This window comes from Acidocella sp. MX-AZ02 (genome assembly GCF_000306035.1).
Classification (GTDB): domain Bacteria; phylum Pseudomonadota; class Alphaproteobacteria; order Acetobacterales; family Acetobacteraceae; genus Acidocella; species Acidocella facilis.
Genome location: NZ_JH976207.1, coordinates 262,541 through 275,607 on the forward strand (window position 1 = coordinate 262,541; position 13,067 = coordinate 275,607).

General features: G+C 65.6%; 11 protein-coding genes. 9 read left to right on the plus strand and 2 right to left on the minus strand.

What is annotated here, in order from left to right; genetic code table 11:
• Positions 1-30: 30 nt before the first annotated feature.
• Positions 31-1,815 (minus strand): monovalent cation:proton antiporter-2 (CPA2) family protein, encoded by a 1,785-nt coding sequence (locus MXAZACID_RS01270; protein WP_008492192.1) that lies wholly within the window; start codon positions 1,813-1,815, stop codon positions 31-33.
• A 157-nt stretch (positions 1,816-1,972) separates the two neighbouring features.
• On the opposite strand from MXAZACID_RS01270, the gene MXAZACID_RS18640 reads away from it, so the two are divergent.
• The gene (locus MXAZACID_RS18640) at positions 1,973-2,461 is read left to right on the plus strand and encodes a hypothetical protein (RefSeq protein ID WP_144052606.1); all 489 of its coding nucleotides are present in this window, start codon (positions 1,973-1,975) and stop codon (positions 2,459-2,461) included.
• A gap of 96 nt (positions 2,462-2,557) precedes the next feature.
• On the opposite strand, the gene MXAZACID_RS01280 is transcribed toward MXAZACID_RS18640, so the two are convergent.
• Complete coding sequence (locus MXAZACID_RS01280) at positions 2,558-3,739, minus strand: UbiH/UbiF/VisC/COQ6 family ubiquinone biosynthesis hydroxylase (protein ID WP_008492194.1); 1,182 nt, start codon at positions 3,737-3,739, stop codon at positions 2,558-2,560.
• Between the two features lie 348 nt (positions 3,740-4,087).
• Here MXAZACID_RS01280 and MXAZACID_RS01285 point away from each other — a divergent pair, with 348 nt between their 5' ends.
• The 8 genes from MXAZACID_RS01285 (at position 4,088) to MXAZACID_RS01320 (ending at position 13,044) form a co-directional block, all read left to right on the plus strand.
• Positions 4,088-5,413: an ammonium transporter gene (locus tag MXAZACID_RS01285; RefSeq protein WP_051060135.1), complete on the plus strand. Its 1,326-nt coding sequence runs from the start codon at positions 4,088-4,090 to the stop codon at positions 5,411-5,413.
• Positions 5,414-5,546: 133 nt separating this feature from the next.
• Positions 5,547-5,954 carry a group II truncated hemoglobin gene (locus tag MXAZACID_RS01290; RefSeq protein ID WP_008492197.1) on the plus strand — a complete coding sequence of 136 codons (408 nt, stop codon included), beginning with the start codon at positions 5,547-5,549 and terminating at the stop codon, positions 5,952-5,954.
• Between the two features lie 145 nt (positions 5,955-6,099).
• A complete protein-coding gene (gene tkt / locus MXAZACID_RS01295) occupies positions 6,100-8,136 on the plus strand; it encodes a transketolase (protein WP_026440398.1) in 2,037 nt (678 codons plus the stop codon).
• A gap of 2 nt (positions 8,137-8,138) precedes the next feature.
• Positions 8,139-9,152 (plus strand): type I glyceraldehyde-3-phosphate dehydrogenase, encoded by a 1,014-nt coding sequence (gene gap, locus MXAZACID_RS01300; protein ID WP_008492199.1) that lies wholly within the window; start codon positions 8,139-8,141, stop codon positions 9,150-9,152.
• Positions 9,149-10,354 (plus strand): phosphoglycerate kinase, encoded by a 1,206-nt coding sequence (gene pgk / locus MXAZACID_RS01305; protein ID WP_039884648.1) that lies wholly within the window; start codon positions 9,149-9,151, stop codon positions 10,352-10,354. Before gap ends, pgk begins: the two co-directional genes overlap by 4 nt.
• A 245-nt stretch (positions 10,355-10,599) precedes the next feature.
• Positions 10,600-11,502: a DMT family transporter gene (locus MXAZACID_RS01310; RefSeq protein WP_008492201.1), complete on the plus strand. Its 903-nt coding sequence runs from the start codon at positions 10,600-10,602 to the stop codon at positions 11,500-11,502.
• Complete coding sequence (locus MXAZACID_RS01315) at positions 11,503-12,393, plus strand: class I SAM-dependent methyltransferase (RefSeq protein WP_008492202.1); 891 nt, start codon at positions 11,503-11,505, stop codon at positions 12,391-12,393.
• 93 nt (positions 12,394-12,486) lie between these two features.
• Positions 12,487-13,044, plus strand: a complete 558-nt coding sequence (locus tag MXAZACID_RS01320; RefSeq protein WP_008492204.1) for a type 1 glutamine amidotransferase domain-containing protein — start codon at positions 12,487-12,489, stop codon at positions 13,042-13,044.
• Positions 13,045-13,067: the final 23 nt, after the last annotated feature.

Below are 13,067 nucleotides of genomic sequence, written 5' to 3' on the forward strand. Positions count from 1 at the left end.
GTTCCCAAACCCTCAAAAACTTTTGCAACCTTAAGCCGGCTTGGCGTCGTCCTCCTCCATGTCGCTCTGGTCGGTCTCGAACAGATCCTGCAACTCTTTCGCCGCCTCCTGCGCGGTCTGGATCAGCCGGCCCTCGTCATTCCCGTAAGCGTAGGTCTCGTGCAGAATCTGGTCGTCATGCCGCCGGAACAGCTCAATCGCGCGTTTCGCCTGCGCCTCCGGCACATCCAGCGCCTCCAGCACAATCTCGGTCAGCCGCAGCGAGGAAAAGAACGTCTCACGCACGAAATGGTCCACCCCGGCGCCCATCAGCGCATGCACATGGTTGCGGTTGCGCGCCCTGGCGACGACACGCAGCTGCGGGAATTTCCGCCGCACCATCTCCGCCACCCGCACGCTGGCTTCCATATCGTCCAGAGCGATCACCAGCACTTTCGCGCTCTCCGCCCCGGCGGCGCGCATCACCTCCTCACGCGTCGGGTCGCCGTAGAACACCCGCACCCCGAAGCGCCGCACGAAATCCACCTGGGTCGAGCTGCGATCCAAAGCGGTGTAGCGGATCTTCTGCATCGCCAGCACGCGCCCGATAATCTGCCCGACGCGCCCGAACCCGCAAATGATCACCGGCGAGGCCTGCATGTCTTCCAGCTTGTCGTAAGGCCGCGCCTTCTTGGCTTCCAGCTTCGGCTGCACGAAGCGCTCGGAGAGGGTGAACAGAATCGGCGCCGCCAGCATCGAGAGCGCGATGACGAGATTGGCCTCCGCCGCCAGCTCCTTCGCCAGCGTCCCCTGCGCCACCGCGGCGGCGAACAGCACGAAGCCGAACTCACTGCCCTCCGGCAGCACGGTGGCAAAGCGCAGCGCCGCCCCCTTGATGCCGCGCCGCAGATAGGACACCCCGTAACCGATGCCGGTTTTCACCGCGACCAGGCCGATCACCAGCCCGGCAATCTCCAGCGGCTTATGCAGCAGCAGCCCGAGATCGGCCGACATGCCGACGGACATGAAGAAGAACCCCAGCAGCAGCCCCTCGAACGGTTCCACATCCGCCTGCAACTCATGCCGGTAATCTGAATCAGAGACCACGACCCCGGCCAGAAACGCGCCGAGCGAGGCCGAAAGCCCGGCCCATTCCGCCAGTGCCGCGGTGCCCACCACCAGCAGCAAGGCGGTGGCGGTGAACACTTCCGGCACCTTGGCGGACGCGACCATCCTGAACAGATAGGGCACCAGCAGATAGCCGCCGGCGAGAATCCCCGCCACCGCCGCCGCCCCGCGCGCCACCGCGATCCAGGAGAAATGCGCCGAGCCGCCGCCGGCCAGGATCGGCAGCAAGGCCAGCACCGGAATCGCCGCCATATCCTGGAACAGCAGCACGGCGAAGGCGTCGCGGCCGGGAATGGTGGGCAGCAGATTGCGCTCGGAGAGCAAAGGCAGGGCGATGGCGGTGGAGGAGAGGGCGAGGCCGATGCCGAGCACCAGCGCATCCAGCGCCGGCACGCCAAAGGCCATCGCCGCCCCGGCCAGCACGGCGGAGGTCGGCAGCATCTGCGCCGCGCCCAGCCCGAACACCGCCTTGCGCAGCACCCAGAGCCGATGCGGGCGCAGCTCCAGCCCGATCAGGAAGAGCAGCATGGTCACGCCGAGTTCGGAGACATTGCTGATCTGATCGACATTATAGACCAGCCCAAGCACCGAGGGGCCGATGATGACGCCGGCGGCCAGATAGCCGAGAATGCTGCCCAGCCCCGCATAGCGCGAGAGCGGCACGGCGAGGACGATGGCGGCGAGCAGGATCAGCAGGGTCGTGAACATCGTCTGTTCTTTAGAGGAAAAGCTCGGCCTGCGTGTTAAAAATCAAACATTATAAGCATTTAGCTTTCACGCTCAGGAAGGCTTTGGCTTGTGGCGTCCGGGCGGGCACGATAACGTCATATTCAATTGGCGTTATCGCAGTAGGGCCGAGCGGCAAATGAGTACGACAGAACCAGATCAACCGCGTGACCGCAGGACCTATCCGGACGCGAAGACGCTCAAGCGTATCGGCGCGGGCTTCGGTTTTTCTCTTCTATCCTCAATTGCCTTCACTTCAACGCTGCTCGGTGTCGTCTCTGAGAAAGACTGGGATCATTATATGTTTCCCTATGGTCTAGTGGCCACGGTGATCATATTCTGGCCGCTGGTCAAATATCCGCGTGGCTGGTTGGCCAATGCCACGCTGCAAAATTTGCGGCGCTTCAATATCGCAGCGCGCGGCCTCGCATGGTTTTATATCGCCAACTTTCTCGTCGATGTCCTGCTCAGCCTCCTCTATACCGTTCCCTACAATGCGACTTTCGTCGCTGTTGCCGGGGTTTTGGCGGTTTTCCTGTACTTTCCCATCAGCCTTCTCTGGTCTCTGCATCATTATAAATGGTTCGACCCCAACTCCCGACCCAGCGAATGGCAGTCCGGAACCTGAACGCGCACCGAAGCCGTGGAAAATAAAAGCCGCTTTTTGGCGCGCTCTTCGTAAGTCCAAAAAACGGCGAACCCCCAAAAACTTTTGAAACTTAAGCTATCGCCCCATCGCCGCCAGCATGAAGCGCTGCTTCAGCCGGGGCAGGCGTTCCACCGCCGCCAGGCCGAGGTCGCGCGCCAGCCGCACCGGCGGGAAATTGGTCGAGAACAGCCGGTCCAGCGCATCCATGCCCAGCAGCATCGCCATGTTCACCGGCCGCTGCTTCGCCTGATAGGCGCGCAGCACCGATGAAGCCCCCGGATCCTGGGCCGCCGAAGCCAGCGCCAGCAGTGCCGCCGCATCCCGCAGGCCGAGATTGAGCCCCTGGCCGGCGATCGGGTGTACGCCATGCGCCGCATCCCCCACCAAAGCCAGCCTTGTATCGTAATAGCGCGAGGCGTACATCGCATAGAGCGGATAGAGCCAGCGCCGCCCGGCCGGGCGCAGCGCCCCCAGCCGGTTGCCCAGCCTCGCACGCACCTGCGCCAGCAGCGCCGCATCCTCCATGCCATAGAGCAGCTTGGCGTTGGCGTCGCTCTCGGTGAAGACGATGGCGGAGACGTTCGGGTGCTCATCCGTGCCGGTCATCGGCAGCACCGCCAGCGGCCCCGCCGGCAGGAAATGCTCCAGCGCCACATTGTCATGCGGCTTTTCATGCGCCACCGCGAACACCACGGCGGTCTGATGATAAGGCAGCCGGGTCACGCTGATCCCGGCCTGCTGGCGCAGCGGCGATTGCCGCCCCTCCGCCGCCACCACCAGCCGCGCGGTGAAATGCTCATCGCCGACGCTGATCTCCACCCCCTCCTCATGCCGGGTCACCCGCGCCTGCGCCGGGGCGCGGACGATCACCTCGGACTCCGCCAGCGCCGCATTCAGCGCCACCCGCACCGAGCGCGCCTCGACGATCCAGCCGAACGGTTCGTCCCCCACGGCGCGATGGTCGAAATGCAGCTTCAAAGGGGAGGGGGCGCGGCCGGGCTTGCCGTCCGTCACGTCGATATCCTTGATCGGGCAGGGCGCGAAGGGCAGGCGGTCCCACAGCCCGGCCTCCTGCAGCAAGGGCCGGCAGCCCTGGGCGATGGCATAGGCCCGGCCATCGAAATCCGGGTGCTCCATCGGTTTCAGATCGGCCGTATCGACCAGTAACACCTTGCGGCCCCGTGCCGCCAAGGCCAGGGCCAGCGTGCCGCCCACCGGGCCGGCGCCAATGACCGCGATCTCGCATGTTTGCGTCATGACCCGATCTTGCCAGAAAATCCGGCGCCGGGAAACCGGCCGCGCCGGTGGAAATATTGCGGCCTCAACATAACGCGCCGTTCATCCATTTCGTGCAGTGAAGAAAATTTGAACAAATTATTGCCGCTAAATTAGGCAGTCTCATTTCACTCAATTGCCTCTCCGCCGCCTCGCACAGCGTCCGCCGCCATGAATTGCCCGGCCCCCTGGCCCCATATCCGCGCCGCCTGGTCTGGCACGCTCCTTGCTCAGCAGTGATTTGCCTATCGCACTGAGCTGTCATGATCACGCGCTACCGGCCTGTTGGGCTCCAGGCCACAAGGTAGCGCCATGAGGAACGAGGACTTGATGACGAAAAGATCTCTTTTGGGCGTGCCCGCGGGCCTTGGCCTGGCAGCGTTTGGCTGCGCCCCCGCCCTGGCGCAGACGGCCGCTCCGACCCCGACCCTGAATTCGGGCGACACCGCCTGGATGCTGACCTCTTCGGCCATCGTGCTGATGATGACCATCCCGGGCCTGGCGCTGTATTATGCCGGCCTGCTGCGCAAGAAGAACATGCTCGCGATGCTGATGCAGATGTTCTTCACCACCGCTCTGGTCACCGTTCTGTGGTGCATCGTCGGCTACAGCCTGGCCTTCACCGCCGGCTCCGGCCCGCTCGCCGGCGTGTTTGGCGGCTTCTCCCGCGTGATGCTGCAGGGCACCGGGCTCAACGGCCTCTCCGGCACCATTCCTGAGACCGTGTTCGCGTTCTTCCAGTGCACCTTCGCCATCATCACCCCGGCGCTGATGCTGGGTGGCCCGGCTGACCGTCTGAAATTCTCTTCCTCCATGGTCTTCGTCGGCGTCTGGCTGCTGCTGGTCTACTGCCCGATCGCCCACATGGTCTGGGGCCCCGGCGGCTTCCTCGGCAATCTCGGCGTGCTCGACTTCGCCGGCGGTACCGTCGTGCATATCGACAGCGCCGTCCCCGGCCTGATCGCCGCCATCATGGTCGGCAAGCGCTCCGGCTATGGCCGCGACAACATGGCCCCTGCCAATCTGGGCTATGCGATGGTCGGCGCCGCGCTGCTGTGGGTGGGCTGGTTCGGCTTCAATGCCGGCTCCGCGCTCACCGCTGGCGGTCAGGCTGGCATGGCCGCGATCAACACCCAGCTCGCCACCGCCGCCGCGGTGCTCTCCTGGGTCATCGTGGAATGGATGGTCAAGGGCAAGCCGAGCCTGCTGGGCGCCATCTCCGGCGCGGTCGCCGGCCTCGTCGCCATCACCCCGGCCTGCGGCTTCGTGCCGGTCGGCGGCGCGCTGGTCATCGGCCTGGCGGCTGGCGTGGTCTGCTTCTGGGGCGTCACCGGCTTCAAGAACATGTTCGGCTATGACGACGCGCTGGATGTCTGGGGCGTGCATGGCCTCGGCGGCATCCTCGGCGCGCTGCTCACCGGCGTGTTCGCGGTGGCGGCTGTCGGCGGCACCGGCCATTCCGGCCTGATCGACGGCAACCCGAAGCAGATCCTGATCCAGGCCGAGGGCATCATCGTCACCATCGTCTACGATGCCGTCATCTCTTACATCATCCTGAAGCTGATCGACCTGACCATGGGTCTGCGCGTCTCCAAGGAGGACGAGATCGAGGGGCTGGATATCACCCAGCATGGCGAGGTCATCCAGCACGGCTAAACCGCCTTGGATTACCGCGTAAAAGCAGCCCTCCCGGCGCGAGCCGGGAGGGTTTTTCTTTGCCCGCGATGATCTGGATCAAGGGAGAGGCGGATTTTATTTGCTCTCACAGTGCTTTTTGGGTGGGCAGGGCATGAGCGAGGCAACACAGCTTGATTATTACGAACGCGCCGGGGGCGCTGACGGGGTGCGCGCCCTGGTCGAACATTTCTATGCGGTGATGGAGAGCAACCCCGCTTACAAGAAACTGCGCGACATGCACGCGCCGGATCTGGGGCCGGTCTGCGAGGATTTCATCGGCTTTCTCACCCTCTGGCTCGGCGGCCCGCGCGACTGGCTGGCCCAGCGCGGCGGCTTCTGCGTGATGAGCCGGCATGCGCCGATGGGCATCACCCCGGAGACCGCGCGGCAATGGCTGGCGGCGATGGATGAGGCGCTGGCGGCGCGGTTGACCGACACCGCCCTGCGCGCGAAAATGGCCGAGGCGTTCGCCCGTCTGGCCGATGGCATGCTCCGCATGGCGCAGGCCCGGCGCGCGTGACCGCCATGCCGCGTTGATCAGCCCTCTGCCGGGGGCGAAAGCAGGCGGTTTGGGAACAGGCGCGTTATTCTTCCCGTCCCTCGCCGGGTTGCTGCCGGGGACGTGAAGTATTATGCACGCGCCCATCATCGAGGATTGGCAGAGTATGGCGAGCATTGCGGGTAATTCGGGCAACGAGGCGGCGCTGGCCCGCCAGGCGGCGCTGCTGGCGCAGGAGCCGGGCGAGGACCGGGCGATGGCCAACGCCATCCGCGCTCTGGCGATCGACGCCGTGGAAGCCGCCAAATCCGGCCATCCCGGCATGCCGATGGGCATGGCCGACGCCGCCACCGCGCTCTACCGCAAATTCCTGAAATTCGACGCCGCCGCGCCGGACTGGTTCGACCGCGACCGGTTCGTGCTCTCCGCCGGCCACGGCTCCATGCTGCTCTACGCGCTGCTGCACCTCACCGGCCATGAGGGCATGGGCATCGAGCAGCTCAAATCCTTCCGCCAGCTGCATTCCCCCGCCGCTGGCCATCCGGAATATGGCGAGCATCCCGGCATCGAGATGACCACCGGCCCGCTCGGCCAGGGCTTCGCCACTTCGGTCGGCATGGCGCTGGCGGAGCGCATGCTCGCCGCCAAATTCGGCAAATCTCTGGTCGATCACCGCACCTGGGTGATCGCTGGCGATGGCTGCCTGCAGGAAGGCGTCTCGCACGAGGCCGCGGCGCTCGCCGGGCATCTGAAGCTGAACAAGCTGACCGTGCTGTGGGACGATAATTCCATCTCCATCGACGGCGCCACCAGCATGTCCACCTCCGAGGACACGCTGAAGCGCTTTGCCGCCTATGGCTGGGCGACCAAGCGCATCGACGGCCATAATGTCGAGGAGCTGACGGCGGCCCTGGCCTTCGCGCAGAAATCCTCGAAGCCGACCATCATCGCCTGCAAGACCATCATCGGCTTCGGCGCCCCGACCAAGGCCGGCACCGCCGGCGTGCATGGTTCCGCCCTGGGCGGCGCCGAGGCGGAAGGGGCGAAGAAGGCGCTGGGCTGGAACCATCTGCCCTTCGTGGTGCCCGAGGAGATCTACACACCCTGGCGCGAGGCCGGTGCGCGCGGCGGCGCTGCCCGCCGCGCCTGGCTGAAGCGCCTGGCCAAGCATCCGATGCGCGCCGAGTTCGAGCGGGTGATGGCCGGCAAGCTGCCCGAGGGCTGGGCCGAAGCCATGTCCGCCTACAAGGCCAGCCTGGCCGAGAGCAAGCCTAAGCTCGCCACCCGCCAATCCAGCCAGAAGGCGCTGGAAGTGCTGGTGAACGCGCTGCCGGAGCTGGTCGGCGGCTCCGCCGATCTCACCGGCTCCAACCTGACCCTGATCAAGGGTATGGGCGATGTGCTGCCCGGCGAATATGGCGGCCGCTATATCTATTATGGCATCCGCGAATTCGGCATGGCGGCGGCGATGAACGGCATCGCGCTGCATGGCGGGCTGATCCCTTATGGCGGCACCTTCTTCGTCTTCTCCGACTATATGCGCCCGGCCATCCGCCTCGCGGCATTGATGCACACCCGCGCCATCCATGTGCTCACGCATGATTCCATCGGGCTGGGCGAGGACGGCCCGACTCACCAGCCGATCGAGCATCTGGCTTCCTTGCGCGCCATGCCGAACGTGCTGGTGCTGCGCCCGGCCGATGCGATGGAAACCGCCGAGGCCTGGGAAATCGCCATCAAGAACGCCAAGGGGCCGAGCCTGCTGGTGCTCTCCCGCCAGGCCGTGCCCGCCTTGCGCGACGCCGCCAACGGCAACAAGACGGCCCGCGGCGCCTATGTGATCGCCGAGGCCAATGGCAAGCGCGCCGCCACCATCATCGCCACCGGCACCGAAGTCTCGCTGGCCATCGCGGCGAAGAAGACGCTGGCGGCGCAGGGCATCGAGGTCGCGGTGGTCTCCGCTCCCTGCTTCGAGCTGTTTGCCCAGCAAAGCGCCGAGTACCAGAAAGAGGTGCTGGGCGATGCCCCGCGCATCGGCGTGGAAGCGGCAAGCGGCTTCGGCTGGGAGCGCTGGCTCGGCGCTGACGGAATTTTCATCGGCATGACCGGCTTCGGCGCTAGCGCCCCGGCGGAAATCCTGTACGAGCATTTCGGCATAACGGAAGCGGCAATCGTGGCCGCCGTTAAGAAAGAAGGAAACTGAACGTGGCTGTAAAAATCGCGATTAACGGCTTCGGCCGCATTGGCCGTCTGGTTCTGCGCGCGCTCATCGAGAGCGGGCGTACCGATGTGGAGCCGGTGCTGATCAACGATCTCGGCTCCGTTGCCGACAACGCCCACATGTTCCGTTACGATTCCGTGCATGGCCGCTTCCCCGGCACCGTCGAGGTGCAGGGCGACAGCCTGGTCATCACCCATAACGGCCGCACCTATGCGCCGATCAAGGTGACCGCCGAGCGCGACCCGTCCAAGGTGCCGCTGCAGGGCGTCGATGTGGCGATGGAGTGCACCGGCCTGTTCACCAAGCGCGAAGCCGCCGCCCAGCTGCTGGCCGCAGGGGCCCGCAAGGTGGTCGTCTCCGCCCCGGCGGATGGGGTGGATGCCACCATCGTCTTCGGCGTGAACCACAAGTCGCTCACCAAGGAGATGCAGGTGATCTCCAACGCCTCCTGCACCACCAACTGCCTGGCGCCGGTCGCCAAGGTGCTGCACGAGACTTTCGGCATCGAGCGCGGCTATATGGTCACCATCCACTCCTACACCGGCGACCAGAAGACCGTGGACACGCTGCACAAGGATCTGCACCGCGCCCGCGCCGCTGCCCTCTCCATGATCCCGACCTCCACCGGTGCCGCCAAGGCCGTCGGGCTGGTGCTGCCGGAGCTGAAGGGCAAGCTGGACGGCACCGCCATCCGCGTTCCGACCCCGAACGTGTCGCTGATCTCGCTGGATGTCGTGCTCAAGAAGCAAGGCTCGGTGGAAGAGATCAACGCCGCGATGAAGAAGGCCTCCGAGGGCGAGCTGAAGGGCATTCTCGGCTATTCCACCGACAAGCTGGTGAGTGCCGACTTCAACCATGTCCCGGCCTCCTCCACCTTCGATGCGCCGCAGACCACCGTCGTCGATGGCGGCCTGACCCGCGTGCTCTCCTGGTACGATAATGAGTGGGGCTTCTCCAACCGCATGTCCGACACCGCCGCCTATTTCGGCGCGCTGTGAGCAACACGTTGGATAACGCCAAAGTTGCGGGGCAGCGTGTGCTGCTCCGCGCCGACCTGAACGTGCCGATGCAGAACGGCAAGGTCTCCGACGCGACGCGGCTTGAGCGTCTCGTGCCCACCATCAAGGAACTCACCGAGAAGGGCGCGAAGGTCATCGTGCTCAGCCATTTCGACCGGCCGAAAGGCAAGGTGGTGCCGGAAATGTCGCTGAAGCCGATCGCCGAGGCGCTGGGCCGGGTGCTGGATAAGCCCGTCGCCTTCGCCGAGGATTGCATCGGCCCGGTGGCCGAGGCGGCGGTGGCCAAGCTCAAGAATGGCGATGTGCTGGTGCTGGAAAACACCCGCTTCCATGCAGGCGAGGAGAAGAACGACGCGGCCTTCTCCGAAGCCCTGGCGAAGCTGGGCGATATCTATGTGAACGACGCCTTCTCCGCCGCCCACCGCGCCCATGCCTCCACCGAGGGCGTGGCCCGGCATCTGCCCGCTTTCGCGGGGCGATTGATGCAGGCGGAGCTGCACGCGCTGGAAGCCGCACTGGGCAACCCGCAGCGCCCGGTTGCCGCCATCGTTGCCGGCTCCAAGGTCTCCACCAAGCTCGACCTTTTGAATAATCTGGTCGCCAAGGTGGATATTCTGGTGATTGGCGGCGCCATGGCCAACACTTTCCTGGCGGCGCAGGGCCATGATGTCGGCAAATCGCTGCAGGAGAAGGATCTGCACGGCACCGCGCTGGAAATCATGAAGGCCGCCGCCGCCAAGGGCTGCGAGATCTTCCTGCCGAAGGATGTGGTGGTGGCGCAGAATTTCGCCGCCAACGCGCCGACCCAGGTGGTGAGCATCGACGCGATTCCGGCCGATATGATGGCGCTGGATGTCGGCCCCGCCACGGTGGAGGCTTTCATTGAACGCCTGCCGCACATCAGGACCATCATCTGGAACGGCCCGCTCGGCGCCTTCGAGACCAAGCCGTTCGACCACGGCACCAACACTTTGGCCGCCGCCATCGCGCAGGCGACCAAGGAGGGCAAGGTGATCTCGGTCGGCGGTGGGGGGGATACCGTCTCCGCGCTGAAGCTGGCGGGGGTGCATCATGACCTCACCTATCTGTCCTCGGCGGGCGGTGCCTTCCTGGAATGGATGGAGGGGAAGATCCTGCCGGGTGTGGAAGCGTTGAGCAAAGGGTTTTCGAACCTAGGCTGAGGATTTTAAAAAACCCTTGTGAATTTGCAAAAGTTTTTGAGGGTGTGGGAACTTTTTCCAAAAAGTTCCCACAAACGTTTGGGGTGGTGGCGACGCTGTTGCCACCACCCCAAACGTTTTTTTACGGTCAAGCATTTGTGCATGATTGACCGGCGCGGCGCGCTTATGGACAGCGCGGCGCGATCTTCCTACCCATGCTGCGTCCGCCGTGTTGGACAAACCCTCTGTCACCCTAGGCGCCTCGCATGAGCCTGTCGGCCCTCTCCCCGTCGCTTCAGGCCCCGCGCGCGCGGGGCTTTCTGCTGCTGCTGGCCTCCGTGTCGCTGTGGGGCTTCGCGCCCATCGGCAATCGCTATTTCATCGGGCCGACCCATCTCGGTTTCCCCGCCGCCTCCTATATGGCGCTGCGCTATGCCATCGCGGCGTTCTGCTTCACCCCGGGTGTTATCGTAGCGCTGCGATCCTGGAGCAAGCGGGACTGGCTGCGCGGGGCGCTGTGCGGCTTCGCCGGGGTCTCGGTTTATAATCTGCTGGCCGGTCAGGCGGCGCGCAGCGTCTCCGCCGGTCTGGCCGGGCTGCTGAACTCCACCGAAACGCTGATGATCCTGCTGCTCGGCTGCCTGATCGCCAGGCGCGCCCCTGGCCTGCGGACGATCTTCGCGGCGCTGCTGGGGGCGGCCGGCATCGCCCTGCTGGCGGCCTCTTCCGGCCCGGCCGAGGGCTCGCTCAGCGGTATTCTGCTGCTGCTGGGCTCCGCCAGCGGCTGGGCGATCTACTGCGTGCTGGTGCCGCCGCTAATCCGCAAGCATGGCGCGCTGCAAACCTCGGCGGTGACGATGTTTCTCGGCACCATGCCGCTGCTGCTGCTCGGCGGCGCCGGGCTGCCGGCGATGGTCCATGCGCTCACCGGCTGGGACTGGACCTTTGCCCTGGGGCTGGCGATTGGCGGCTCGGTGGTGGCGCTGATCGCCTGGAACAAGGGCGTGGCCGAGCTGGGGGCGCAGACGGCGAGCTGGTTTCTCTATCTGCTGCCGGTGTTCAGCGCCCTGGGCGGGCGGCTGCTGCTGGCCGAACCGCTGACCCTGGCGGAGCTGGCCGGCGGGGTGATGATTTTAAGCTCGGTCTATATCGCGCAGAGGCGCCGCTAGATGCAGGATGGCTGGTCGCGCTGGCTGGCCACGGGACGCGATGGCGGCGATGCGCAGGCTCGCGCCCGGATCGACGCGCAGACCCAGGCCTTCGCCGACAGGCTGCTGGCGGCGCTGACGCTGCGGCCGGGCATGAAGCTGCTGGATATCGGCAGCGGCGAAGGGTTGGTCGGCTTCACCGCTCTGGCCCGTGAGCCGGGGCTGGAGGTCTGTTTCACGGATGTCTCGGCCGCTTTGCTGCGCCTCTGCGAGACCCGCGCGGCGGCGCAGGGCTCCACAGGCTGCCAGTTTCTGCAGACGCCGGCGGCTAGCCTGGCGGGCGTGGCGGATGCCAGCCAGGATGCCGTCACCGCCCGCTCCGCCCTGGCCTATGAGGCGGACAAGCCGGCCGCCTTCGCCTCGATCTTCCGGGTGCTGAAGCCCGGCGGCTGGTTTTCCATCGCCGAGCCGCTGTTTCGCGAGGAGGCGCTGGCCGCCGCCGCCATGCGCGCCCGGCTGGAGGCGGCGCCCGAACCGTCCCTGGCGCTGCTACATCGCTGGAAGGCGGCGCAATTTCCGGATCATGCCGAGGCCATCGCCGCTAACCCGCTGACCAATTACGATGAGCGCGATCTGCTGCGGATTGCCCGGCTGGCTGGCTTCTCGCCGCTGCATCTGGAATTGCATATCGATATCGAGCCAGCCCCGCCGCGGGATTGGGCGGCCTTTCTGCAAAGCTCGCCGCATCCGCTCGCGCCTTGCCTGGCGGAAATCCTCAAGCGCGATTACAGCGCCGAGGAGGCCGCAACGCTGGAAGCGGCCCTGCGCCCGGTGATCGAAGCCGGCGGCGGCGCGCAGCCACGGCGGATGATCTATCTCTCCGGCCAGAAGCCGTTCCTGGCGGCGAGATGAGGAAGGCGTCACCTGGGTTGGATTTCCAGGCGCGCTGCCCAGCTAGCGTAGTCCACCCCACAGGCGGCATCGCCGCCCAGACAGGAGGACTTTATGAGCAATCTGAAACATCTGAAAATCGCGGTGCTGGCCACTGACGGTTTCGAGCAATCCGAGCTGACCGAGCCGGTGCGCGCCTTGCACGAGGCCGGCGCCAGGCCGGTGGTGATCGCCCCGCATGAGGGGCAGATCCAGGGCATGAAACATGACAAGCCCGGCGACAAGGTGAAGGTCGAGCAGGTTCTGGACCATGCCAATGCCAAGGATTTCGACGCGCTGGTGCTGCCGGGCGGCGTGGCCAACCCGGATTCCCTGCGCATTAACAAGGAGGCTGTGGCCTTCATCAGGCAGTTCGTGCAGGCCGGCAAACCGGTGGCGGCGATCTGCCATGGGCCGTGGACGCTGATCGAGGCCGGGGCGGTGAAGGGGCGCAAGCTGACCTCCTGGCCTTCCTTGCGCACAGATCTGAAGAATGCCGGGGCGGAGTGGGTGGATCAGGAGGTGGTGGTGGACGGTATGCTCGTCACCTCGCGTAACCCTGACGATCTCCCCGCCTTCAACAAGGCCTTGCTGAAGCTGCTGGAAACCCACCAGGGTGCCAGGGCGGCGTAAGCAGGCGCGACAATGACGGGGGC